This window comes from Listeria sp. ILCC792 (assembly GCF_900186135.1).
Taxonomy (GTDB): domain Bacteria; phylum Bacillota; class Bacilli; order Lactobacillales; family Listeriaceae; genus Listeria; species Listeria goaensis.
The window spans coordinates 212,481-235,086 of record NZ_FYBO01000002.1 but is presented as its reverse complement, the minus strand read 5'-3'; the positions used below and the strand labels follow the sequence as shown (position 1 = coordinate 235,086).

Annotated in this window: 28 protein-coding genes; 17 read left to right on the top strand and 11 right to left on the bottom strand. The window is 39.1% G+C overall.

Going from position 1 to position 22,606, the window contains the following annotated elements; genetic code table 11:
- The first annotated feature begins 9 nt into the window (after positions 1 to 9).
- A complete protein-coding gene (locus CFS60_RS03755) occupies positions 10 to 486 on the top strand; it encodes a DUF6530 family protein (protein WP_369821459.1) in 477 nt (158 codons plus the stop codon).
- 11 nt (positions 487 to 497) lie between these two features.
- Positions 498 to 848, top strand: coding sequence for a GIY-YIG nuclease family protein (locus tag CFS60_RS03750; protein WP_088809273.1), 351 nt, complete (start codon positions 498 to 500; stop codon positions 846 to 848).
- Between the two features lie 22 nt (positions 849 to 870).
- Here CFS60_RS03750 and CFS60_RS03745 read toward each other — a convergent pair whose 3' ends face one another.
- A complete protein-coding gene (locus CFS60_RS03745; protein ID WP_088838846.1) occupies positions 871 to 2,595 on the bottom strand; it encodes a MucBP domain-containing protein in 1,725 nt (574 codons plus the stop codon).
- A 198-nt stretch (positions 2,596 to 2,793) separates the two neighbouring features.
- Here CFS60_RS03745 and CFS60_RS03740 point away from each other — a divergent pair, with 198 nt between their 5' ends.
- The 11 genes from CFS60_RS03740 to CFS60_RS03690 all read left to right on the top strand — a co-directional run bounded on the left by CFS60_RS03740 (position 2,794) and on the right by CFS60_RS03690 (position 11,592).
- A complete protein-coding gene (locus CFS60_RS03740) occupies positions 2,794 to 3,234 on the top strand; it encodes an N-acetyltransferase (RefSeq protein ID WP_088815391.1) in 441 nt (146 codons plus the stop codon).
- Between the two features lie 11 nt (positions 3,235 to 3,245).
- A complete protein-coding gene (locus CFS60_RS03735) occupies positions 3,246 to 3,593 on the top strand; it encodes an iron-sulfur cluster biosynthesis family protein (protein ID WP_088815390.1) in 348 nt (115 codons plus the stop codon).
- Between the two features lie 80 nt (positions 3,594 to 3,673).
- Entirely contained in the window at positions 3,674 to 4,525 is an 852-nt protein-coding gene (locus CFS60_RS03730; protein ID WP_088838845.1) for a VOC family protein, read from the top strand.
- Positions 4,525 to 5,484 (top strand): ring-cleaving dioxygenase, encoded by a 960-nt coding sequence (locus CFS60_RS03725; RefSeq protein WP_088815388.1) that lies wholly within the window; start codon positions 4,525 to 4,527, stop codon positions 5,482 to 5,484. Before CFS60_RS03730 ends, CFS60_RS03725 begins: the two co-directional genes overlap by 1 nt.
- Before the next feature lie 4 nt (positions 5,485 to 5,488).
- On the top strand, positions 5,489 to 6,100 hold the full coding sequence (locus CFS60_RS03720) for an alpha/beta hydrolase (RefSeq protein ID WP_088809267.1): 612 nt from the start codon (positions 5,489 to 5,491) through the stop codon (positions 6,098 to 6,100).
- The gene (locus CFS60_RS03715; protein WP_088809266.1) at positions 6,097 to 6,711 is read left to right on the top strand and encodes a flavin reductase family protein; all 615 of its coding nucleotides are present in this window, start codon (positions 6,097 to 6,099) and stop codon (positions 6,709 to 6,711) included. The genes CFS60_RS03720 and CFS60_RS03715 overlap by 4 nt, the downstream gene beginning before the upstream one ends.
- Positions 6,712 to 7,118: 407 nt before the next feature.
- Positions 7,119 to 8,372: a GTPase HflX gene (gene hflX / locus CFS60_RS03710; RefSeq protein WP_088809265.1), complete on the top strand. Its 1,254-nt coding sequence runs from the start codon at positions 7,119 to 7,121 to the stop codon at positions 8,370 to 8,372.
- 65 nt (positions 8,373 to 8,437) lie between these two features.
- Positions 8,438 to 9,304, top strand: a complete 867-nt coding sequence (locus CFS60_RS03705) for a metallophosphoesterase (protein ID WP_088825534.1) — start codon at positions 8,438 to 8,440, stop codon at positions 9,302 to 9,304.
- 80 nt (positions 9,305 to 9,384) lie between these two features.
- On the top strand, positions 9,385 to 9,987 hold the full coding sequence (locus CFS60_RS03700; RefSeq protein WP_088825535.1) for a PepSY domain-containing protein: 603 nt from the start codon (positions 9,385 to 9,387) through the stop codon (positions 9,985 to 9,987).
- Positions 9,988 to 10,146: 159 nt separating this feature from the next.
- On the top strand, positions 10,147 to 10,905 hold the full coding sequence (locus CFS60_RS03695) for a hypothetical protein (protein ID WP_088809262.1): 759 nt from the start codon (positions 10,147 to 10,149) through the stop codon (positions 10,903 to 10,905).
- 36 nt (positions 10,906 to 10,941) lie between these two features.
- Positions 10,942 to 11,592 carry a GntR family transcriptional regulator gene (locus CFS60_RS03690; protein WP_088809261.1) on the top strand — a complete coding sequence of 217 codons (651 nt, stop codon included), beginning with the start codon at positions 10,942 to 10,944 and terminating at the stop codon, positions 11,590 to 11,592.
- A gap of 94 nt (positions 11,593 to 11,686) precedes the next feature.
- Here CFS60_RS03690 and CFS60_RS03685 read toward each other — a convergent pair whose 3' ends face one another.
- Positions 11,687 to 12,670, bottom strand: coding sequence for an oxidoreductase (locus CFS60_RS03685; protein ID WP_088809260.1), 984 nt, complete (start codon positions 12,668 to 12,670; stop codon positions 11,687 to 11,689).
- Positions 12,671 to 12,802: 132 nt separating this feature from the next.
- Between CFS60_RS03685 and CFS60_RS03680 the strand changes: the two genes are divergently transcribed.
- From CFS60_RS03680 to CFS60_RS03665, 4 genes are all read left to right on the top strand, one after another.
- Positions 12,803 to 13,726, top strand: coding sequence for a diacylglycerol kinase family protein (locus CFS60_RS03680; protein WP_088809259.1), 924 nt, complete (start codon positions 12,803 to 12,805; stop codon positions 13,724 to 13,726).
- A 48-nt stretch (positions 13,727 to 13,774) separates the two neighbouring features.
- Positions 13,775 to 14,107, top strand: coding sequence for a GRAM domain-containing protein (locus CFS60_RS03675; RefSeq protein ID WP_088809258.1), 333 nt, complete (start codon positions 13,775 to 13,777; stop codon positions 14,105 to 14,107).
- A gap of 119 nt (positions 14,108 to 14,226) precedes the next feature.
- Positions 14,227 to 15,360, top strand: coding sequence for a serine hydrolase (locus tag CFS60_RS03670; protein WP_159457880.1), 1,134 nt, complete (start codon positions 14,227 to 14,229; stop codon positions 15,358 to 15,360).
- A 62-nt stretch (positions 15,361 to 15,422) separates the two neighbouring features.
- On the top strand, positions 15,423 to 15,806 hold the full coding sequence (locus tag CFS60_RS03665; RefSeq protein ID WP_088809454.1) for a hypothetical protein: 384 nt from the start codon (positions 15,423 to 15,425) through the stop codon (positions 15,804 to 15,806).
- Between the two features lie 50 nt (positions 15,807 to 15,856).
- Here CFS60_RS03665 and CFS60_RS03660 read toward each other — a convergent pair whose 3' ends face one another.
- From CFS60_RS03660 to CFS60_RS03620, 9 genes are all read right to left on the bottom strand, one after another.
- Positions 15,857 to 16,042 carry a bacteriocin-like WGxF protein gene (locus CFS60_RS03660; protein ID WP_088838844.1) on the bottom strand — a complete coding sequence of 62 codons (186 nt, stop codon included), beginning with the start codon at positions 16,040 to 16,042 and terminating at the stop codon, positions 15,857 to 15,859.
- Positions 16,014 to 16,664 carry an ATP-binding cassette domain-containing protein gene (locus CFS60_RS03655; RefSeq protein WP_088838843.1) on the bottom strand — a complete coding sequence of 217 codons (651 nt, stop codon included), beginning with the start codon at positions 16,662 to 16,664 and terminating at the stop codon, positions 16,014 to 16,016. Before CFS60_RS03655 ends, CFS60_RS03660 begins: the two co-directional genes overlap by 29 nt.
- Positions 16,657 to 18,795: a DUF1430 domain-containing protein gene (locus CFS60_RS03650; protein WP_088838842.1), complete on the bottom strand. Its 2,139-nt coding sequence runs from the start codon at positions 18,793 to 18,795 to the stop codon at positions 16,657 to 16,659. The genes CFS60_RS03655 and CFS60_RS03650 overlap by 8 nt, the downstream gene beginning before the upstream one ends.
- Before the next feature lie 141 nt (positions 18,796 to 18,936).
- On the bottom strand, positions 18,937 to 19,074 hold the full coding sequence (locus CFS60_RS03645; protein ID WP_304441191.1) for a lactococcin 972 family bacteriocin: 138 nt from the start codon (positions 19,072 to 19,074) through the stop codon (positions 18,937 to 18,939).
- Between the two features lie 179 nt (positions 19,075 to 19,253).
- Complete coding sequence (locus CFS60_RS03640; RefSeq protein WP_088809256.1) at positions 19,254 to 19,718, bottom strand: Lmo0779 family protein; 465 nt, start codon at positions 19,716 to 19,718, stop codon at positions 19,254 to 19,256.
- A 106-nt stretch (positions 19,719 to 19,824) separates the two neighbouring features.
- On the bottom strand, positions 19,825 to 20,703 hold the full coding sequence (locus CFS60_RS03635) for a PTS mannose transporter subunit IID (protein WP_088809255.1): 879 nt from the start codon (positions 20,701 to 20,703) through the stop codon (positions 19,825 to 19,827).
- Between the two features lie 18 nt (positions 20,704 to 20,721).
- Positions 20,722 to 21,537 (bottom strand): PTS mannose/fructose/sorbose transporter subunit IIC, encoded by an 816-nt coding sequence (locus tag CFS60_RS03630; protein WP_088809254.1) that lies wholly within the window; start codon positions 21,535 to 21,537, stop codon positions 20,722 to 20,724.
- Positions 21,538 to 21,617: 80 nt separating this feature from the next.
- Entirely contained in the window at positions 21,618 to 22,097 is a 480-nt protein-coding gene (locus CFS60_RS03625; protein ID WP_088809253.1) for a mannose/fructose/sorbose PTS transporter subunit IIB, read from the bottom strand.
- A complete protein-coding gene (locus CFS60_RS03620) occupies positions 22,097 to 22,531 on the bottom strand; it encodes a mannose/fructose/sorbose PTS transporter subunit IIA (protein WP_088809453.1) in 435 nt (144 codons plus the stop codon). The genes CFS60_RS03625 and CFS60_RS03620 overlap by 1 nt, the downstream gene beginning before the upstream one ends.
- Positions 22,532 to 22,606: the final 75 nt, after the last annotated feature.

Below are 22,606 nucleotides of genomic sequence, written 5' to 3'. Positions count from 1 at the left end.
AGAATGAAAATGATTCCTGTAAATTTAAAACATAAGCCGGTATTTGTTGTACCAAATTATGAAGATGTCGATGGAAAATTAGCCTATCATTCAGATGCGAAAGGACTTTCGCTTGGCCTAGCACAGTGGAACGACCGCGGGAAAGTAGATATTTCCGCTAAAATCTGGCGCCACACAGGCGGCAAATGGTCACGCCAATCGGAAGAAATGCCACTACACCGCGTGCTTGATTTGGCCATTTTAATTGCGCGTACAAAAGTTCATTTTAATGATGCTTACCAATTTGAGCATTTTTATGATAAAGAAAAACCTGAATTAGATCGCATAGGTTTACAAGGCGATGCGATGACGGTTCAAGTTTGCGAAGAAAATCCATACATTGATGAAGACATAGATTTATTTCAGCAAGTTTTACACGATAATGACGAACTTTTAAGTGAGCGTCTGCGAATTTTAAGCAAGCTGCTGAAAGAATCAGGTTACTAGGAGGTTAAAAGATGGGACAAAATCGCGAGGACCGGAAAGCAAAAATCCGTGCGTATAAAGAAACGCCGCCTGACGCTGGTGTTTACCGTTTTTTAAACAAAGAAACAGGCGTATTTTTAATTGGAAAAACGATGAATTTAAAGGGCGCAGCTTCCAAGCTTGAATTTGGTTTAAAGCTAGGAGAGGGAAGCATGTTACCGCGTTATATGGCTGACGAGGCACGAAAATCAGGTGTGGAAAATATCACGTTTGAAGTGCTCGAACGCGTAGATGTGAAACCTGAAATGACGCGTGAAGATATTCAAGAAGAATGTGACGTGTTATTTGAAATTTGGGAAGAGAAATGCGAAAAGGACCGCTAGCAATTGTTAGCGGTCCTTTTCGTTATTTTGTCACTTTTTTCTTTTTTAGTAAAAGTAAACCTGCGATGATGGCAGCGAACGCAACCCAAATGCTCACTGAGCTGTCGCCTGTTTGTGGCAGTTTCGTTGTCTTCGTAGTGCTTGAAGTGTTCTCAGGTTTTGCCTGGTCCACGTTGACTAACACAGCCGAATCCGCCTTTGAATACACATAAATGACTTCCTGTGCTTGAGCTGAAAAAGTTCCATTAGCCGCTCCTTCTGTTTTCACAAACGTATAGCCCGGAATTTCTTTTTTTGAAAAAGCAAAACTCGCGCCTAGTTCGCCCGTAAGTACAACATCATCTGCAATTTTATTGCCACTTTCATCTTGATATTTTGCCGTTACTGGCTTCGCCACATTTTGAAGTTCATTTTGCAAACTTGCCGTAAGCGAATTAACTTCGGAAACAGTGTACTTTTTACCGCCTAGCAACGTAGCAAGTTTATCACGTGCCGCTTTTAGAGCGGATAAATCATTATTTTGTAAAAGTACCTCTGCTTTGTCTAAAGCAGCTGTTGCCGCCGTTAAATCGATGGCCATAAGTTCTTTTTCCAAGATAGGATCATATGTTGGATTTACAGCTTCAGCATAGGTTGCGCCTAGAATAGCCACGTTAACATCATATAAGTTTTTCGCGTTTTGAATATTTTTTTCGATGGCCTGAATCTCTTCAGAGCTTAAGCTTTTCGCGTATTTAATCCGATTCAAGTGATGAAGAGCGAAACTTTTTGCGCTATCTAGAGAGTAACCGTTTACCTCTAAAATCGCCGTTTTAGTCCATAAAAGGTTGGATGGGGAAATACTGTTGATGTCTGGCTCGTCATAGGTTTTACCGTCCCTATCAAAAGCATAGAGGAACATACCAGCTAAATTATTTTCTCGAGAATATTTCGCAACTTGATAAATGTTAGACAGTTCATATGGAAGCGTTGCGTCATACCAACGATTAATAGGATCTTGTTCTTCGGGGAAAGTCAGGCCAGGTAAAAATTTATTTTTTGAAATGAAAGGAGAGTAAGCATCCGAAGCGAATGCTGTACGTTCTGCATTGCTACCGTATTGTTGATAGGCAAGTAAATCAAAACTATCGCTTACATTTTGGAAAGGTTTCGTATTTTGACCATTTGTATCATAGAGGAAGAGGGTTCCGTTGTTTGCCTTTGGACCAATATATTTCGAAAGCGCATTAATGACGCCATCTGAAATGCGGACTTCAGCATCGGTTGGAGAAGTTTCCATATCAATGTCAAGACCATCAAGTCCCCAAGGTAACATAAGTTCGTCTAGTAAGGCTTTTGCGTAGTCATCAAATTCTTTTTCAGTTGGAAAAGCGCCAGCATAAGGGATTTCGAGTAATTTTGTATAGTCGAAACCGCGAATCAATTTGACGCCTCGCGCATGAAGCTCCGGCTCATACTCTTCTTTTAATTTTTTAAAAAAAGGTTCGGCTAACTCTTCTTGACCGGGAGGCACATAACTGAACACATTCACAATATTAATCCCGTACGGAATGTCGCTCATAGATAGCCAGTTTTCATCTGGTAGGCTAGTGTTGACACCTTTCATCTCTTTATCTCGCCAAGCTCGGTAGTAAATCATAAAGTTTTTGCTTTCTGCTGCTTCGGCATGTTTTACGGGAGGGATTACGGGAATCAAACTAATACAAAGTAACATGACTAAACCAATAATAAAGCTTTTCTTCTTCATGTAAACACCCCTTTTTTTATTGTCGGAAACGAAAAGTAAACGCTTCCAAATGAAATTTTATCATAAATATATCATTTTCATATGTAAAAATTAAAGTATTTCGAGTAATAATCATAGAGATTAAGCAGGCAACATTGAAAGATAAAACATTTTGTTATAATGAAGCTAACGATAAACATTTTAACCTGAGGTGATGGAATGAAAAAAGTAGAAGAAAGAGATATTATTCGGATTTTGCCACTTTTCCAAAATGAAGCTGATAATTACTTGGCGACGAACAAACGAATCATTGAAAAAGCGGATATTTTTGCATGGTTTAAAACACCCGACCAAATCCCATATGTCGCTTATGAAGGCGATGCCCCGACCGCATACGGTGAAATTTGGGTGGACGATGAGGAAGGCGACTTGGAACTCGCGCATCTCATCACATCACAAGATTTTAGAGGACAAGGATACGGGAAAAAACTAGTCGAAGAATTACTTGAAGAAGCAAAGACGTTTCCCTATGACGACATTTTTATTCGCGTCCTGCCAGAAAACGCACGCGCCATTAAGCTTTACAAAAGTTTCGGTTTTGAAGAAATCAAGCCATTTGATGCCCGTTACGTCTGGATGAAACGAAAAAATTTACGTTAGAAGGTGTTAATATGTACCTTTCCATCAGTCAAATGATTCAAGAAAAAATTGCAGAACTGCGACAAGCGAATGAACGGCTCGTATTGAATTTAAATGACGGCGCTGGAAAATACTCGGATTATGATGCATCTTGCGCGCTGGATCTTTACTTCGATTTAATTGTTGTGGCACAAAATGAGGATTTAAAAGAGTATAGTAGCGTACTGCCATCTACACTCGGTTCAGTTTACATGAAACCGTATTCGCTTGCTTATTTAGATGAGCAAAACAGTTTAACAACCGCATCTATGGGCACTTTCGCTTTAGTTGGCGAAACAAGCGGCGTCATTTGCCAAAATGTAAAATTGAAGAGAGGGTAATCTGCTTATTTTTTGTAAGCAAGTTGCTTTACATTTTTATTGTTTAGTTATAAACTGTTGGTATAGAAAGGAGGCGCGACATGACTAGAAAGATTCATCACATTTCCGCGTTTATTAAAAATTTTGAGGTGTCCCATCATTTTTATCAAGATATTTTAGGTTATCGGTTTGTAAAAAATACAGTCAATCAGGCGAATATTCAAATGCGACACTTATTTTATGGCGACCAGAGAGGGAATCCGGGTACGCTGTTAACATTTTTTGAAATCCCGCGAATGGGGCACACGTACAATGAAAAAGCTTTTTTTGGCCTCATTACACTTGCCATTCCTAAAAATAGCGTAAGCTTTTGGCAAAAACGGTTAGCTGGTTTTGAGGTGGAAACATCATTGCAAGGAGGAAAACTGTATTTTACTGACCCTGATGGACTTGCATTTGCGCTTTCCGAAATTTCAGAGGAAATCAGTGAACAAAATTCGAAGGCGCACACTGATATTCCAGCAGACAAGCAAATTATTCGCATTTTAGATGTCGTTTATCATATACCGGAGCCAGAAAAAACGAAAAAATTTCTCGCTGGTTTTGGCGTAAGCGAAGTAGCAACGGAACAAACTTTTTCTTTAGAGAAAACGAGGTTTGGGCGTGGCACAATTGATCACGTCGCTTACGAAGCAGCAAATAATGAAGAACTTGAAACCCTCTACAAGTTTGCAAAAGCAAATGAAATCGAGGTGGAAGAATATATTGACAGAGGCTATTTTATGAGCCTTTACGTCCGCGACCCATTCGGTTTAAGGATTGAATTTGCTGGCGTAAAGCCCGGATTCACATTGGATGAACCGGTAGAAGAACTCGGCACGCATTTTAGTTTGCCACCATTTTTAGAGGAAAAAAGAGCAGAAATTGAAACTTATTTTGGAGGGGAAAAATAATGATAAAAGATTTAAAAGGAATCCACCACGTAACAGCGATGACAAGTAGCGCCGAAAAGAACTATGAATTTTTCACAAACGTACTCGGCATGCGTTTAGTTAAGAAGACGGTCAATCAAGACGACATAGAGACGTACCATATGTTTTATGCGGACGATGCGGGAAATGCTGGGACTGATATGACCTTTTTCGATTTTCCGAATTTGCCAAAAGGCAGACCGGGGACGGATAGCATTTCAAAAACAAGCTTCCGCGTACCAAGTGATGCGGCGCTTGAATATTATAAGGACCGTTTCCAAAAATTAGACGTGCCGCATGAAGACATTAAAACATTATTTGGGAAAAAAGTGCTTGCGTTTCAAGACTTTGACGGGCAAGCCTTACAGTTAATTTCTGACGAACAAAATGAAGGAGTCGCGCCTGGCGTGCCGTGGAAGAACGGCCCAGTTCCCGAAAAATATGCGATTTACGGTTTAGGCCCAGTGTTCCTTACGGTTCCTTCGCTTGAAAATATGGATGCGGTATTGAAAGCGATTTTGGGCTTCCGTTTTGTTACCGAGGAAAATGGTTTGCACTTGTACGAAGTGGGTGAAGGCGGGAACGGCGCGCAAATTATTGTTGAAGAAAGAACGGACATTCCTAGTGCGATGCAAGGTTTCGGGGGTATTCATCATGTGGCTTTCCGCGTTGACAATCATGAGGAGCTCATGAAATGGATTGAGCGAATAAACAGTTTCCAAGCGCCGAATAGTGGTTTTGTGAACCGTTTCTATTTTGAATCGCTTTATGTGCCAGTGAGCCGCCAAATTCTCTTTGAATTTGCAACGGACGGTCCCGGCTTCACGAGCGATGAGCCCTACGAAACACTTGGTGAAAAGTTAAGCTTACCACCGTTTTTAGAAGGCAAACGGGCAGAAATCGAAGCACAAGTACGGCCAATCGATACAAAAAGGAGCTGAGCAAATGGAACACATTTTCATTCCCGGCGATAAAACGAAGAAGCCGCTACTTTTGCTGCACGGCACAGGCGGCGACGAACATTCTTTAGTGGAACTGGCAAGCCTTATTGCGAAGGGCGCACCAATTTTAGCATTACGCGGTGAAGTTTCAGAACACGGCGCAAATCGATTTTTCAAACGCTACAGCGACGGCAGCTTAGATTTAGCGGACCTCGCCGTACAGACAAAAAAATTGCTGCAAACAACACGCGAACTGGCGACAACGTATGATTTGGACTTCAGCGAACTTGTTGCGATTGGCTATTCAAATGGGGCAAATATTGCGGCGAATGCGATTTTGCAGGAAGTAGACGGCTTTCAAAACGCGATTTTATTTCACGCGATGCCAGCCGGAAATGCGCCGAAAAGTTTTTCCTTGGAAACGCGTCGCATTTTCCTAACGGCCGGTGTGAATGACCCACTTGTAAGCTTCGCTGCGTCTAAAAACTTGGTGGACCTGTTCCAAGCTCGCGCGGCACAAATTGAAACCGTTTGGACGGAAGCAGGACACAATTTGACGGCAGACGAAGTGCAGGCGGCAAAATTGTGGTATGAAAAATTGGGTGCGGAAGCATGAAGTTCTTGGCAGACGAGCTTTCCGAAAAAGAGAATTACAAGTTTTTAAGTGGTGCGATTATTCCGCGGCCGATTGCTTTTGCTTTGACGGTTTCTCCTGATGGTATCGTGAATGCGGCACCGTTTAGTTTTTTCAATGTTGTTTCGAGTGATCCGGCGATTGTGTCGATTGCGGTTCAGCGGCGGAACGGCGAAATGAAGGACACGGCGCGAAACGCGATTCAATCTGGCGAGCTCATGATTCATATTGTCAGCGAAGATTTTGTGCGTGATGTGAATGAAACGGCGGCGAACCTTCCGCCTGACGAGAGCGAGCTTGCGCGTACGAATTTACATCTTTCGTATGACGGGAATTTTGCGGTGCCGAAAATTGAGGAAGCCAAAATTAAACTGGCAGCGGCGGTCTGGCAAGTGCTCCAGATTCAAAATGATGCTCGTGAAATTACGGCTGACTTAATTTTAGCGCGCATTCTCGAATATGACATGGATGAGTCAGTTTTAAATGTGGAAAAAGGGTATTTACTTGCGGACGAAATCAAGCCCGTGTCGCGTTTAGCGGGCAGTGATTATGCGAAACTAGGCGAGCGTTTTAAGTTAAATCGCCCTAAATAAAAGTAATCAGCCTGATGGCAAACGGCAATTTTCGTTGTTAAAATCTGTACGTACTCGAATTTGCCAAGTTTGTTAGCAGGCTGATTTTTTTTGGCTTGAAGTTTATTAGTATGCATGTTATGATGGCGGTATCTAAAAGGCTAGGAGGCTCAGCGAATTATGATTTGGATTAGACTTCGTTCCGGAAACGGTTCTTGCAACTAATTAAATAGTGCGGAGACTTGCGTTTATTTGGCGCGGGTAACGGGATTTGTCTATTCACAATTTGCGTGGCTTTAGTTTGATACGGAAATTTTTTTGAAGAGGCGAAGTATGTGCTTCTTTTTTTGTACGCTTTTTTAGGCGCAAATCTATACAATTCCTGACCGCACTGGAAGAAAACTATTTTTTCAGGAGGTCATTTTTTTATGAGTAAAAAAGTAATTTTAGTTGGTGTTAGTGGTTCTGATAAGAATTTTGAGTACTCAATGGTTGAGCTTTACAATTTGGCAGAGGCGAATCATTATGAGGTCATAGATACCGTGAAGCAAAACATGGAACGCGTGCATAAAGCGACTTATGTTGGAAAAGGAAAGGTAGAGGAGTTAAAACAAATTGCGGAAATGCTCGGTGCGAATGCGCTTGTCATGAATGATGAACTTACGGCATCACAAATTCGTAATTTAGAAGAGGCGGTTGGGCTGGAAATAATTGACCGGACAGCGCTTATTTTGGCGATTTTTGCAGAGCGCGCGAAAACGCGTGAAGCCCAGTTGCAAGTGGAAATTGCGCGCTTGAAATATGAACTTCCACGCCTTGCTGGTGGTGACGACAAACTCGACCAACAAAGCGGCGCAAGCGGCATGGCAAACCGTGGTTCAGGGGAGAAAAAAATCGAGAGCGACAGACGAATCATTAAAAATCAAATTCGCCATTTGACGAAAGAACTGGAAGAGATTGTTCAGGAGCGCGAAACAAGACGGCGTAAGCGGAAGAAAAATGAAATTCCTATAGTATCGCTTGTCGGGTACACAAACGCGGGGAAATCGACGACGATGAATGGCCTGGTTGAGCGCTTTAGTAAATCCGCCCACAAACAGGTTTTTGAGAAAGATATGCTGTTCGCCACACTCGAAACAAGCATACGCGAAATCATTTTACCAGACAAAAAACAGTTTTTGTTAACAGATACGGTTGGTTTTGTGAGCAAGCTGCCGACGCATCTCGTGAAGGCTTTCCGCTCAACACTTGAGGAGGCGAAGGAGGCGGATTTGCTGCTACACGTCGTGGATTATTCGGACGAAAATTATCAGGCAATGATAGAAACGACCGAAAAAACGTTAGAAGCTGTTGGGGTAAAGGATGTCCCTGTTTTATTCATCTACAACAAGGCCGATAAAGTAGCAGGAGCCGAGTATCCCGTACTGCGAGATGGTGGACTCATCTATTCTGCGAAAGACGTTGCTAGTCTTGCGATGCTCACAGAGGAAATTAAAAAGCAGATTTTTGAAGACTACAAAGAATTAACGTTTCTCATTCCATTTGACCGCGGCGATATTATTTCGTATTTAAACGAGCATGCGAGGGTGATCATGCAAGATTATACGGAACAAGGAACCGAACTCCGCGCTGAAGTTAGTCCTGTCGATGCGGAAAGATTTCATGCCTTTCAAATGAAATAATCAGCAATTTACGTGTTAAAATGGTAAAATAAACCGAATAGGAAAATGCAAAGTGAGGAAATGACATGAAAAAAAACATTTTTGGAGTCGCGGCATTTGCCGGGTTTATGTGCCATTCGTATTATGCAACGAAAAAATTAGTCGTCACTGATTATGCGATACGCTCAAGCAAAATTCCTGAGGCGTTTGATGGGAAAACATATATTCAATTATCTGATGTGCACAGTTGTTCATTTGGTCGATTTAACCATAAACTTATTAAAAAAGTCGCTTTAATGGAGCCGGACGGTATTTTTTTAACAGGTGATTTAATTGATGGTGATGAGCCGCAAAATGTTGCCATTGCATTAGTTCGCAAACTAAAAAAAATCTGTCCGCTCTATTACATAAGTGGTAATCATGAGCAGAAAAGTGCTTTGTTTGAAGATTTGCTCCGCTCATTAAAAGAAGCGGGCGTTCAAATTTTGCATAATGAGCATTTGTTTTTGGAAGAAAATGGGGAACGAATTGCGCTTGCTGGCGTGGATGATCCGACTTTCCATTTGCCGGAAGAGGAGAAGCCTAGTTGGGCGGAGCATAAATTTGATATGAGCGGCATAGTGCAGGAGGAAATTGAACGTGCGACGGCGAAGATTCCGCGTGATGCGTTCACCATTTTACTCGCACATCGTCCGGAATACTGGTCGATTTACCAAAATATGCCAGTGGATCTTGTTTTGTGTGGTCACGCACACGGCGGACAAATTCGCTTACCACTCACAGAAGGGCTATTTTCCCCCGGACAAGGGTTTTTACCGAAATTAACGGCCGGTTGTCATTTGGCAAATGGGAAAGCCATGATTGTGAGCAGAGGGCTTGGAAATACAACGATTGTGCCGCGTATTTTGAACAACCCAGAAATTGTGCGCCTTTATTTGAAACGAGAAAATTAAGACTAAAGTAGGAAGTGTTTTAAAGTAATTCTCTTTATAATAAAAATATAAATGTATATTATTTTACAGGAGGGATTTGCATGAAAAACAGAAAAATGATTGGAATTGCCGCAACACTCGTTTTATCGCTCGGGGTTTTAGCAGCTTGTGGAGATAATGATGACTATCGTTCAAGTGATAATAAAGATGCTAAACAGTCTTCTTCATCAAAAAGTTCTTCCACACAACAAAATGATTTGAATGGAAAAACGTTTAATTTATCGATGGAAGATGTCATTAATAAATTCCAAGAAAAAAACAAAAACGCTGATTTGACGTCTGTAAAATTAGAATATGAGCATGGCAAAGTTGTCTATAAAGTAGAAGGTATGGACGACACGAATGAATATGAAATGGTGTTCGATGCTGATTCAGAAGAAGTGCTACAAGATTCGAGTGAAGCGCTTGATATGGACGACAAAAACGAACGTGCTAATGAAAAAATTGATGTAACAAATGTGATTTCAATGGATGAAGCGATGCAAAAAGCAGTAGCTGAAGTAGATGGCGCTGTAGAAAGTGTTGAACTAGATCGTTCTTACAACGATACGGTTTATGATGTATCGATTCAAAATGGTGCAAATGAATCCGAAGTGCGTCTAAGTGCTCAAGACGGTTCAATCATAAATGTTGAAAATGACTAAAAAGATTCCTCGCCTTGTAAAGGTGAGGTGTTTTTAATTTAAAACAGCGCATAAAATTAGTCAGCTCTTACCCCTAGTGCGAGCTAAGAGATTTAAACTTTCACAAGAAGCGCATCCATGGTAAACTAAGACTAGGCAAAAATAGAAAAGAGTGTGGCAATGGCAGTAAACAAATTATTTCATTTTTATTTTAAAAAACTGGGGAATTGGAATTTAATTTATAGTTTTATGAAGGGATACTGGGTGGGATACATACTTATTTGTCTTTTACTTAGTGGAGCAACAATCGTTAGCTTTATATATCTTTCAAATTCACTCGCGTGGGGCATGCTCAGCATAACGGTATTGCTAATTAGCCTGTTGTTTCACACGATGATTGTTAGAAAAGCTCGTAGATACATTAAATTAAACTATCAAATTCGAAATTTTAATGAGCTGGGAAAATTCAAACAATATCTTCTCTACGCATATTTAAAACGAAATGGCTTTATCACGCGAGAAGACTTGGATAAGTTAATTTTATTTATTCAATCACAGAATAAACAAGTTAACGAATTTAAAAAATGGAATTTGCTAGGAATCGTCATGAGTGTCTTTATTGCCGTTTTTTTAGCTATTTTTGGAGGAAGTTTCTTATTTCAAGTTTTTGATGGGAAAAGTAGAGTTATCGTTGCGCTTATCATTATTATTTTAGCCGTGGTATTTTATTATTTAGGAAAAATGATGGAACAATTGTTCCGACATTTCACTAAAAAAGAAGCGCGTTTAAGTTTTCACTTAGTGCGTCAGATTATTGCGATTCAAACCGTTCTTTTAACAAGTGAAAATACGGAATATAGTCCTTTTCTTGCGATAGAGAAAAAAGTGCAGGAAAATCCATTCTTACAGGAAATCATTCTTTCCAAATCCTTTTTGTGATACAGGTTACTAAAAACAGAGAGAAGAGGGTATGAGATGGAAAAAGGCCAAAAAGAGACAATGGAAACAAGATGTTACAAGGAAATTAAAAGGAGAATTCAGTCGGGGGAGTACGAATCGGGCACACGTTTAATTGAAACAACGATTTCGCGAGAATTAGAAATAAGTCGCACACCAGTAAGAAAAGCAATTGCAATGCTCACTGCAGATGGCTTTGTAGAAAATCTGGATTACCGCGGAGCTATCGTAAAGAGTAGCAAAATATCCAAAGATAATTATATTGAAATCTTAGATATTGTCGGTTTGTTTTTAAAGCATACGATTGAACGCATCGAAGCTAAAAAAATTAGATTTGATCAGCGAATATTGAGCCCTAAAAGAGTCGAGTTTGAATGGCAAGTGCGTAATGGTGACGAAACGGCTTATACGACTTATTGTCGTACGGTGGTGCTGGAACTGGTGAACTGCCTGAAAAATGATTATTATCATGAAATCTTAGTTAGTTATTTCGATAAAATTAATCAATTTGCAGATAATGAAGTTCTTCTTATTTTAGAACATTCGGGCCCTGAACTTGTCAACAAGTTAAATGACCTTATAAGTGCAATCGAATGCGAAAATTATCTTGAGGCTAAAATGATAGTAGATGAAACAACCGAATTTCAAATATTATCAGCCTACCGCTAAGGGGATTATTTCATAAATATAAAAAGCATAAATCTAGTATTCATGCCATTTTCAAAAATGGATTTTACTGGATTTATGCTTCTTTTTTTGCCCATCATTCAGCAATCTTGACTACATAGCGACCTGCAATGCCGCCGTCCATAATTTTGCGAAGCGCTTCCGGCAGTTCATCTAACGTAATTTCAGTTAACAGCGGAGGTAGTTTTGTGACACGCAAATCAGTTGCGATATGTTCCCAAATTTCCACACGCTTTTCATACGGGCAGTACACAGAGTCGATGCCGCGTAGATTTATGCCGCGCAAGATGAACGGGAAAACCGTTGTTTCCAATTTTCCAGAAAGTGCCATGCCGCATGCTGCAACCGTGCCACCATATTTTGTAGCGGACAACAAATAGCCTAGCACCTCACCGCCGACACAATCGACCGCGTGAGCGAAACGTTCCGTATTTAATGCCCGTTTTTTTTCGGGATTAAAATCTGACCGAGTGACAACTTGCGCTGCACCAAGTTCGCGGAGTAGCGTTTTGCTCCCCGAGTTTCCACTGGAGGCGACTACCGAAAAGCCTTTTTTAGCAAGCATGCCCGTTGCAATACTCCCAACGCCGCCTGAAGCCCCACTAACAGCAACAGCCCCATCGTCTGGTTTCGCGCCATCATCTAAAAGGGCTTGCACGCTTAGCGCCGCCGTAAAACCAGCCGTACCGTAACACATGGCTTCGCGTAACGATAAATTTTCTGGGAGCGGAACGACCCATTCTTTTGGTACACGAATGAATTCGCTGAAACCACCAAAATGGCTTACGCCTAACCCATAACTTGTGACGATAACTTGGTCGCCTTTTTTAAACAGAGAAGATTTTGATTCTGTGACAATACCGCTTGCGTCAATTCCTGGAATAAACGGGTAGTTTGTAACAATTTTTCCGTCTGGCAAAGTTGCGAGAGCATCTTTGTAGTTGATGCTAGAATAGTGTACGCGTATGGTTACATCGCCTTCTGGTAAGGCAGTGAAGTCAGTTTCAGCGACAGCGACATCTGCGTCTTGGTTTACGAATAAAGCGCGAAATTTAGACATAATGTTCCTCCTACTTTTAATACATATGTTAAATGTAACGAAAAGTGAAGCGTTATTCAAATGAAAATGGTTTTTAAATTACGTTTTGGGTATAATAAAAGAGGAATTGTCAGGAAAGAAGGTAAATGACATATGGAAAAAGTTCTTCTTATTGTAAATCCATCATCGGGGAAAGAAAAAGCGAAAGTCTACATGGAAAAAGCAGAAAAAGTTTTGAAAAATCGTTTTGAAAATGTGGAGGTTCGGCTCACGGAAAAAGGTGGCGACGCGACGGAATTTGCCTCTTTGGCTGCCGAAGAAGGTTTCCATGCAGTAATTGCTATGGGTGGTGACGGCACATTAAATGAAACGATTAATGGACTTGCCAAACATGATAAGCGCCCGGCGTTTGGATTTATCCCACTTGGTACAGTAAATGACTTGGCGCGTTCGACGGGAATCCCACTAAAACCAGCTAAAGCGATTAAAATGCTTGAAACAGCAGTTTTAAAACCGATGGACGTTGGAAAAATTGATGACCAATACTTCATGAATGTCTTAGCCATTGGCATGATTGCCCAAGCGGTCGATCAGGTGAGTGTGGAACAAAAAACGAAATTTGGTCCTGTTGCGTATTTTATTGAAGGGCTAAAGGCGTTTAATCGGCATGAATTGCTCCATTTTAAAATTCGGAGTGAGGAAGTGGATTTTGATGATCAAGCAGCATTAGTAGTTGCTGGGCTTACGAATTCAGTTGGTGGGATGGAGAAATGGGCGCCAGAAGCTGAATTAGATGATGGCTTACTCCACGTTTTCATCCTAACCAAGCTTGGTTTAATTGATGCGGCTAACATTCTTCCGCAACTTGTCATGGGAACGCTGAAAAATGCGAATGGTGTAGAGTATTATAAGATGAGTCATTTGGAGATTGAAGCGAGTGGGGAAGATATTTCTGTGAACGTAGACGGTGATCCGGGTCCAAGTTTGCCTGTTAAAATTGATGTTTTACCAAGTCATTTGGAGTTGTTTGTACCTGAAAAACAAAATAAGAAAAAGATGTTTGGTAGGCTATTTTAGCGGAAATTTGCTACAATAAAGGTGAGATGGTAAAAGGAGGCAATAGTCATGGAACAACTTGATGTGGTCTATAAAGGGCTTGCAAATTTAAAGATGAATTTTAAGGCTGTTCCGGGGAAACTTTATTTGACGCCAACTAAATTGGTGCATCAGCCAAATGAATATTTTGATGAGGAACTGGTTATTTCTTTTGACGATGTAGCTAAAATTCGCGGAGTAAAGACGAAAATTTTTGGTAAGGAAGTGATTCCTAATATCATTGAAATTCAACTAAAAAACGGGGATACTTACCAATTTGTAGTAAATAAGCAGAAAAAATGGCTTGAAGCGATTACAAAATTGTTTTCGGAAAATGGTCAGGCAGGAAAATTAGATAATTAGGGGTGGGGCTTACGACAAGTAGCCCTTTTTTATTTGTAAAATAGGCAATATGCCCTCTTTTAGTGAGTAGTTATTTTGTGATAAGATAGTTCAAATGAAAGCAAGAGGTGATGAGTTTCATGAGAGAAACACGTCTTGAGAAAAACAAACGCAAAAAGGCGAAATGGCATCGTAGAAAGAAGTATGGTGGTATAAGTCTTATTCTTCTTATTGGCATACTAGGCGGAAGTTTTTATTTTTACATAGATGATGTGAAGCAGACACCTAAAGAGCAAGTGACACCGTCTCGAGTGGTAGAGGCAAATGTGGATGCTGAAAAAGCGATTGATGTGTATCTACAAGAAATTGGTTTTAACGGCACTGTTTTTATTGAAGATAAGGGTAAATATGTGATGAATAAAGGATACGGCACTGCGGATTTAGTGACAGGAAAGAAAAATCAAACGGATAGTGTTTATTTGATTGGTTCCATGCAAAAAGCGATCATTGCAACGGCATTTATGCAACTTGTTGAGCAGGGGAAGATTGGCTTAGATGATTCTATTCAAAAATATTTGCCACATTTTCCAAACGGACAAGCGATTAAAATTAAAAATTTTCTAGGGCATACGAGCGGATTAAACGAACGTAAAAAGAGCAATGGTGCGGTTACACCAGATCAAATTGTGAAAGATATTGAACGTGCGGGAGTTAAAGAGAATCCGGGGAAATGGCATTATTCAGACGATAATTACGCGGTGATTGCTTACTTAATTCAGCAAATTTCAGGCATGAAGATGAGCGACTATGTGACACAACATGTATTTACGCCTGCTGGAATGACTACAGCGGGATTTGGCCCGAGCTTTTATAAGCTCTCGGCACATACGGCGAGTTATTATACGAAAAAGGGTGAGCTTATTTCAGCGCCGTTTACAGAAGATATGTCGCAGCTTTTTGGTGCTGGGGATATGTATATGACGGCAACTGATGTGAAAAAATTTGATGACGCATTGCTTTCTGGGAAGTTCATTTCGCAGGCAGGGGTTAAACGCCTTTTGCAAAAAGGGGCTGGAAAATATGGTTTCGGTCTGTATGATTTTGGGGATTATCATATTTCGAGAGGCGTACTTTACGGATATGAGTCTGCCAATGTTTTTACGAAAGACCATACAAAAACGATTATTTTATTAACAAATGCAAGAAATCCCGCGACTAAAACAGCTTTTTATGTGGATACGAGAAAAATTCTGGATATTATGGAAAAAAATTAGGCTGATTAAAAAAGTCGTGCTATAATAGTGTCAGAACTTGATGACACAGGAGGAAATAATTGGTGGAAATAACGGTTCGAAGTAAAATTCAAGACAATAAAGTGACTTTTTCAAGTGATTTTGGTGAAGGTGTCGGCACTTGGATGGACGAGGAGCCAGACCCGGGGAGGAAGTACACGGTAGAAGTGACAATTCCCGAAAAAATCACGTTTGAGTTTTTAAACGAAAGCGAAGAAAAGCACTGCTTAATTGAAATCGATGAAGATGAGAAAATCCATATTGTTGGTCAACTTGAAGATTATGAGGAAGATGGCTTTGCTGTTCTGCGCCTTGAAGAGAGCATCATTTGTTTCGACACGGATTTTGATGAGCAAATTGAACATTTGCACGGGAAATTCATAGATGTGATTGTTTCTGAGATTAGACTTAATAGTGTAGGTATATAAATAGAGAAAGAGGTCGGGGTAAATTCCCGACCTTTTTTTAATGCTCTAACTTATTTTTTATTTAAGAAAACAAGATTTGTCATTAAATTTAAAAGAAAATAGATAATAATAAAGATTCCCCAGTAAAAAATCAGGCTATCATAACCAAAGAGAAATAATCTAAATATAACTTTATGAATGACTACTGTTACAAGAATTAATAATGTATTAACGAGTGTGATGCTGAATATTTTCATCTTCCACTTCTCCTTCTTGGATGGTAATAATTCTATCTGCTTTTTCCGCAACTTCATAATCATGGGTAACGCAAATAACAGTTTTTCCTTCAGATTTTATTTTTAAAAGTAAGTTGATAATCATATCACGGTTTTTTTGATCCAAATTTCCAGTAGGTTCATCAGCGAGTAAAATATCAAAAGGTTTTAACAGAACTCTTGCAATTGCTACTCGTTGTTTCTCGCCTCCACTCAGTTGATAGACATATTTGGAAATATAGGTGCTATCTAAACCAACATCTTGCAAGAATGATAGCATCTCTTCTTTTTTTGTTTTTCTTGAAATATTTAGATTCGCTTGCACAGTTTCATTTTCCAATAATAAATAATTTTGAAAAATATAGCCTAAAGTATTTCTTTTTAGTTCACGTATCATTTTTTGCGAGGGGGTTTTACTATTATTAATAGTTACGCTGCCACTTTGGACTTCTTCAAGCAATCCCATAATATGGAGTAGAGTAGTTTTGCCACTACCGCTTTGCCCTAAAATAGCAACAAACTCACCAGGTGAAATTTGGAGAGATACATCTTGTAAAATAAATTTCCCATCTATTTTTTTGCTAATATTTTCTAATTTAATCATATTTTTCACCTTTTAATAAAATTTTTATATCTTTATTTACAATCTTCATTCGTATCGTATAAATAATCAAGCATTCTATAAGCAACATAATTATAAGAAAGGCATAGCCAACGTATTCACTACTTAGCCAAATAACAAGTGATCCACTAATAAAGCTGACTAAGAGGTTCATTAAAATAAGTGCTGAACTACTTTGCCAAAATGACTTACCAAAAACATGATTAATAGCCTGTTTATAAAGCATGTTTTGATACTGTGCTTTTGTAAAAATAATTGAAAAACAGATCATTATTGCTAGAATCAGCATAACGCTAATAGATTGCCTATAGAGTTTGCTTTTTAAAGCAATAATTTCTTCACTAATAGATTGGTAGACATTAAATACGTGTGTGATTTCTGTGGCTCCAGTGTCTTCTATAATAGGGGAAATCTTGTTAAAAGCTTGTCCCGTGTGGGTGCTCGTGAAAAACATAGAACTTGTTGTTAACGAACCGATGTAAGATGAGTCTAAATTATTTGTGTATATGATTGCTAGCGGATCTTTTATTTGGCTATCATTTTGAGAACCACTATTAATATCATAAGTAAAGTAATTTTGTTCATCTTGAACATAAATGCAGTTGATTTTAAGACTTTCTTTTGAAGTATTTAATTTTGAGAGCCCTAATTCTTCGCGATACATATTCGCAATCTCTATCTTTTGGAAATAAAACCAATCAACATAATTTTGAACGATAGCAGCTTCATTTGTTTTTTGCTTGAGTGGAATCAGTATATTTAAAGTATAGTCGTTATCAATAATTTTAGTTACGGCATCTTTTCCATCTATAGCTTTAATTGGATTTAGGTGTAAATAATTTAAGTCAATAGTGATGCTTTTACCATTCGGAGATAATATATCGTTCTTATCGTTCACCATTTTTAAATATTGAAACTCACCATTCTCTAATCTGCGAAAATTAGTTGAGTACATGACAAAAGCGTCATCTGTTTCCTTAGCTTTTTCATAAAAATTGCTAAATTTATTATTGATGGCATAATTTTTCTTTAAGTCGTTCCCGTTATCATCTAATAAAGTTCCCACTTGAACTTTATTAACATTTTTTGCATGGCTCCAAGTTGCAAAATTATTGACTTCATTAGTTAGTGCGGTGTAATTTTTAAAAAAAGTTACAAAAAGTAGCGTAAGTGAAAAAACTAAAATAAATTTTGTTATTAGATTAAAAATAAGTTGTTGTTTTGTAGTTTGATGTTTTATGTTAGAAAGAGAGACGGATTTTTTCTTTAGTTCGTGTCTTCCAAACAGATAAACGGATACCGTAATAAAAAGAAAAAGTAATATATTCACGAAAATCAAATAAGATAAAAAGGATATGTAATAAAACTGAACCCCTTTTATAAAGAGGGAGATAACCACAAAAGCTAATATTGCAAGGGCAATAAAAATACATTTTGAGAATTTAAATACTAGGGGTTTTAATATATCCCAGTTAGAGTATCCCCATAGTTGTTTAACTAGTAAACTTTGTTCTTGCTTCATATAATAAAATAGTATAATCCAATAAACATATAGACAAAGCAATAGAATACTGAGCATCGAACTATCAATAAAATCAATAATTTTGAAGTTCAGATTTTCAAAAGCTAAATCCCCATATTGTTCAAATTCTTTTATGAATGCTTCATAATTTAGTTTGTTATCAAGCCCCTCAACATAAAAAACACTACCTAAACTCACATTATTAACTTGATCAAATGAATAAATCTTAATATCCCATTTTTTAGTTGGAAAATGTAGTTCGGAATCATTTGACAGATACGCTTTCGTCGGCGATTTTCCTTTATTTGATGTATGGAAAGTATTAGAATCTTTAATATTTGAGGCGTAAATATTGATAGCTTGCTCCCCAACAAATGTATATTGCATAATGTTTAGATTGCACTTTTTAGAAAAGGTATCAATCGAGTGGATTAATTCTTTTTGGTCATAATTGACTTCATTTTTTATCTCTACTTGACTCACATTTCCGTATAAGGTTTTTGCAGTAAGCGAGGTCTCTAATGTGATAAAGCTCAAATAATTCCCTAGTAAAAAAATTATTAAAATAAGTATCCAAATAAATTTCCGCATGTAATCATCCCTTGTTGTTTATATAAAGAAAAAGCTTTTCAAACGTCACAAATAGTCTTGACTGCTTGAAAAGCTCTGTGCAATACAACTCTGTTAATTATGTCACTAATTAAATCACCTTGTTGCCCAGTTTGCTTTATTTCACCATAAGGATGATTTTATCCATGAGGTAGCTAACTGATTTTTTGGCATCCAAGGACTTCTTTCCGTGGCTCTATTATTCGATGCACTGGAACGATGCGTTCTAGTAGAATGCTTATAATAAGAATTGCCGCCCATTCAACCCAAATTGTGCCGCCTTCAGCAGACTGTTTAGCCTTCAAATTTGTGATGTAATGCACTTTCAAGTATATAAGGGGTAATCATAATTGTCAATAATAGTATTCAATACATGGGGATTAGGAATATTTAATCGAAAAAGGAAGCCTATCTATATAGCTTCCTTTACAGTCATCCATTTAACTATACATCGCCAAAACCTTCATCATCTTCTCTAAATCATCTTCTGACTTTGCGAAAAGCATGAGCCGTCTGCGGTCGGTTTCAATCACTAAAACGCCGTCTTCCGATAAATTCATTCGTTCGATTTTCGAGTAAGGGAAAAAGAGTAGGGCGTAAAATAAGCCATCTTCTTTAAAAACGACATTTGAACTGCGGAAAAAACTGATATAAATAAACAATACAGCCAAAATACCGAGTAAAACAGTCGTTGAGAAGGGACCGTTTCGCGAAATATTCATACCAAACAAAAGAATAATTAACCCGATAAATATGTACCCATCCCACTTTCCACGTGAACGAAGGCGGGCTTTTAGTTTTGTCTGACCTTTCCAGAAAGTGATAACAACGCCGTCATAGAGAATAAAAGCTAAGGCACCTATACTGAAAATAAGTAGAAAAATGTTTGTAGCCGTCCACTCCATTTATACTTCACTCACATTCTTTTAAAATTACTTCCTCATCATTGTAGCATAGAAAGAACAGACAAGGAACCTAGGACACCCCAGATTCCTCGCTGTTTTAAATGATTTAACCGAGTGGTGAATAATTTGCTGGTGGCAGACCGAGAATACCTGTCGCATAACCAACAATACCCACTACGAAAAGACCTAAAATGAGCCAAAGTGGATTGACTTTTTTCTTCAGAATCCACATACATAAGAAGGTGAGTCCTAAAGCTAGTAGACCCGGCATTAATTGGTCTAAAATACTTTGAACAGTCGTTTCTACTTTTTTACCATTGTCGTCGGTTGTTGTGTAAGCAACAAGTGGCACATAAATCGTTGTCCACTTGTTTACGAGCGCCCCCATAACGAATAGTCCGAGAATCGAAGCACCTTCCGTTAATTTTTGGAGTACACCGCCACTCATATCGGAAACAACATCGGTACCTTTTGTATAACCATAAAAGACACCCCAATAACGGAAACCAAGTCGAATCGCGTTAAAAAGTACGAAGAACAAAATCGGACCAATAATACTACCATCTGTGGCAAAACCTGCGCCTAGTGCGGCGAGAACGGGCCGAACAGTACCCCAGAAAATTGGGTCACCTACACCGGCAAGTGGCCCCATAAGACCAACCTTAATCCCGTTTATTGCGCCTTCGTCAATATCAGCTCCGTTTGCTTTTTGTTCTTCCATCGCGCTTGTTACCCCTAGAATTGGAGCAGCCATATACGGATGTGTGTTAAAGAATTCTAAGTGACGTTTAATAGCAAGTTCGCGTTCTGGACCTTTTTCAGGATATAAGCGTTTAATCACAGGGATAACAGAAAAACAAAATCCGAGTGATTGCATACGTTCAAAGTTCCATGAACCTTGGAAAAGATTTGAGCGAATGAAGACGCCCATTAAATCACGCTTCGTTAATTTTTTTTCACCAACTGTAACTTGTTCATTAGCCATGTTTATTATCCCCCTTTCTTAGTCGTCCAAGTCGTCATCTAAGTCATCATCTGATTGGCGTTTTCCGCCGCCACCGCCGTACTGCTCAATAGCCGCTTTAAGTTGGTATTTAGGATTGAGCTGAATGTAAACAATTGCTGCTACAAGTCCTAGAACACCAAGTGCTACCAAGTTGAAGGCAGTAAATGCCGCAACGACAAATCCTAAGAAGAAGAACGGCATTAAATATTTCGCTTGCATCATATTAATAACCATCGCGTAACCAACAACAACAATGAATCCGCCAGCTACGTTTAATCCATTTACGATAACATCTGGAATGGCATTCAACATATTTGTAACGGCATCAGTACCAACTGTTACAGCGACAATCATTGCAGGAATCGCGATACGCATCGCTTGCAGTAAAAGTGCTGTGACGTGAATCCAGTCGAGACTTCGGAGGTTACCGGCTTTTCCGGCTTTATCCGCCATATGTTGGAAAGCAACAGTGATTGTACGAACTAAAATGGTTAAGACTTGACCTAAAGCTGCAAGTGGAATGGCAAGTGAAATCCCAACACTAATATCTTGCCCTCCAGTAATAACTAAAATGGTTGAAATGATGGAAGCTAGCGCTGCGTCTGGCGCAACGGCTGCCCCAATATTCATCCAACCAAGAGCGATCATTTCAAGGGTACCACCAATAATAATACCAGTTGTTATATCCCCAAGAACTAGTCCGATGAGTGTACAGGCAATTAACGGACGATGCGTTTGCCATTCATCGAGGATACTCCCCATACCGCTGACACAAGAAACTAAAAATACAAGAACGAGTTGTATAGCAGTCATTATTTTCCCTCCCAGTTTTAATAAAATACATATAAGATCGATTTTTTTAGAAAAAAGAAGCGCTTAATTTGCACTATGACTTATTCTTCAATAAGCGGTATTAGTTGAACTTTGTTATCTGAAGCTACTTTGCGGATTTCAAGTTCGATGCCACGTTTGGCCAACTCACGGAAAGAAGTCTTGTCCTGTTCATCTACTGAAACGGCGTTCGTAATTTGCTTCTTGCCTTCACGGAATGCCATGCCGCCGATGTTGACGGACTTAATATCCACACCATTTTCCACCAATTTTAAAACGTCCGTCGGATTCGTAAATAACATCATAACGGGTGTAGTCGCATATTTCGGGTTGTTGTATACGCGAATTCCTTTGTCAACATCGACAACGCTTGCTTTAACACCAGGCGGCGCAACTTGCGTAAGTAAAGTTTTACGCACTTGATCTTTTGCAACATCATCATTGATGACAATAATGCGTTCTACATGTGTTTCTTTAGTCCATACTGTAGCTACTTGACCGTGAATTAGACGGTCATCAATTCTTGCTAGACGAATATCCATTATAAATCGTCCTCCCCTTCATTTTCATTTGTAGTTGGTAATGTTTGTTTTAATGATTTCACTCCCTCACTACCCGCACGAATCGCAATGTCAACTAAATCGCTGAGGTTAGCGCCAGCCCTCATTGCGAGGGTTTCAAGTAGCATGGGAATGTTCACACCTGTTACAACATCCATGTTTTCTTCCGGTAAGGCGATGGTACTGGAAGCGTTATAAGGACTTCCGCCAAAGAGGTCAACCATAAAGATAACGCCTTGCGAAGAGTCAATTAAATTCAGCTTTTCTTTATATTTGGCAATCAAAGTATCCGTGTTTTCACCGGGAACAAATGTAATGTATTCTACATTTTCCTGTTTGCCAATGATCATTTCAGCCGACTTTAATAATTCACGGGCTGATTCACCATGTGTGCCAATGATAATCCCTACTGGCATCATTTATCTCCTCCTTCTTGACGAATTTAAAATCCCGCAATCTTATAGAATGCAAGAAGCATGCCGATTTAGAGT

Coding starts and splice junctions, on each gene's coding strand:
- CFS60_RS03755 (WP_369821459.1), top strand. CDS start 10: ATGATTCCTGTAAATTTAAAACATAAGCCGGTATTTGTTGTACCAAAT.
- CFS60_RS03750 (WP_088809273.1), top strand. CDS start 498: ATGGGACAAAATCGCGAGGACCGGAAAGCAAAAATCCGTGCGTATAAA.
- CFS60_RS03745 (WP_088838846.1), bottom strand. CDS start 2,595: ATGAAGAAGAAAAGCTTTATTATTGGTTTAGTCATGTTACTTTGTATT.
- CFS60_RS03740 (WP_088815391.1), top strand. CDS start 2,794: ATGAAAAAAGTAGAAGAAAGAGATATTATTCGGATTTTGCCACTTTTC.
- CFS60_RS03735 (WP_088815390.1), top strand. CDS start 3,246: ATGTACCTTTCCATCAGTCAAATGATTCAAGAAAAAATTGCAGAACTG.
- CFS60_RS03730 (WP_088838845.1), top strand. CDS start 3,674: ATGACTAGAAAGATTCATCACATTTCCGCGTTTATTAAAAATTTTGAG.
- CFS60_RS03725 (WP_088815388.1), top strand. CDS start 4,525: ATGATAAAAGATTTAAAAGGAATCCACCACGTAACAGCGATGACAAGT.
- CFS60_RS03720 (WP_088809267.1), top strand. CDS start 5,489: ATGGAACACATTTTCATTCCCGGCGATAAAACGAAGAAGCCGCTACTT.
- CFS60_RS03715 (WP_088809266.1), top strand. CDS start 6,097: ATGAAGTTCTTGGCAGACGAGCTTTCCGAAAAAGAGAATTACAAGTTT.
- hflX (WP_088809265.1), top strand. CDS start 7,119: ATGAGTAAAAAAGTAATTTTAGTTGGTGTTAGTGGTTCTGATAAGAAT.
- CFS60_RS03705 (WP_088825534.1), top strand. CDS start 8,438: ATGAAAAAAAACATTTTTGGAGTCGCGGCATTTGCCGGGTTTATGTGC.
- CFS60_RS03700 (WP_088825535.1), top strand. CDS start 9,385: ATGAAAAACAGAAAAATGATTGGAATTGCCGCAACACTCGTTTTATCG.
- CFS60_RS03695 (WP_088809262.1), top strand. CDS start 10,147: ATGGCAGTAAACAAATTATTTCATTTTTATTTTAAAAAACTGGGGAAT.
- CFS60_RS03690 (WP_088809261.1), top strand. CDS start 10,942: ATGGAAAAAGGCCAAAAAGAGACAATGGAAACAAGATGTTACAAGGAA.
- CFS60_RS03685 (WP_088809260.1), bottom strand. CDS start 12,670: ATGTCTAAATTTCGCGCTTTATTCGTAAACCAAGACGCAGATGTCGCT.
- CFS60_RS03680 (WP_088809259.1), top strand. CDS start 12,803: ATGGAAAAAGTTCTTCTTATTGTAAATCCATCATCGGGGAAAGAAAAA.
- CFS60_RS03675 (WP_088809258.1), top strand. CDS start 13,775: ATGGAACAACTTGATGTGGTCTATAAAGGGCTTGCAAATTTAAAGATG.
- CFS60_RS03670 (WP_159457880.1), top strand. CDS start 14,227: ATGAGAGAAACACGTCTTGAGAAAAACAAACGCAAAAAGGCGAAATGG.
- CFS60_RS03660 (WP_088838844.1), bottom strand. CDS start 16,042: ATGAAAATATTCAGCATCACACTCGTTAATACATTATTAATTCTTGTA.
- CFS60_RS03655 (WP_088838843.1), bottom strand. CDS start 16,664: ATGATTAAATTAGAAAATATTAGCAAAAAAATAGATGGGAAATTTATT.
- CFS60_RS03650 (WP_088838842.1), bottom strand. CDS start 18,795: ATGCGGAAATTTATTTGGATACTTATTTTAATAATTTTTTTACTAGGG.
- CFS60_RS03645 (WP_304441191.1), bottom strand. CDS start 19,074: ATGGGCGGCAATTCTTATTATAAGCATTCTACTAGAACGCATCGTTCC.
- CFS60_RS03640 (WP_088809256.1), bottom strand. CDS start 19,718: ATGGAGTGGACGGCTACAAACATTTTTCTACTTATTTTCAGTATAGGT.
- CFS60_RS03635 (WP_088809255.1), bottom strand. CDS start 20,703: ATGGCTAATGAACAAGTTACAGTTGGTGAAAAAAAATTAACGAAGCGT.
- CFS60_RS03630 (WP_088809254.1), bottom strand. CDS start 21,537: ATGACTGCTATACAACTCGTTCTTGTATTTTTAGTTTCTTGTGTCAGC.
- CFS60_RS03625 (WP_088809253.1), bottom strand. CDS start 22,097: ATGGATATTCGTCTAGCAAGAATTGATGACCGTCTAATTCACGGTCAA.
- CFS60_RS03620 (WP_088809453.1), bottom strand. CDS start 22,531: ATGCCAGTAGGGATTATCATTGGCACACATGGTGAATCAGCCCGTGAA.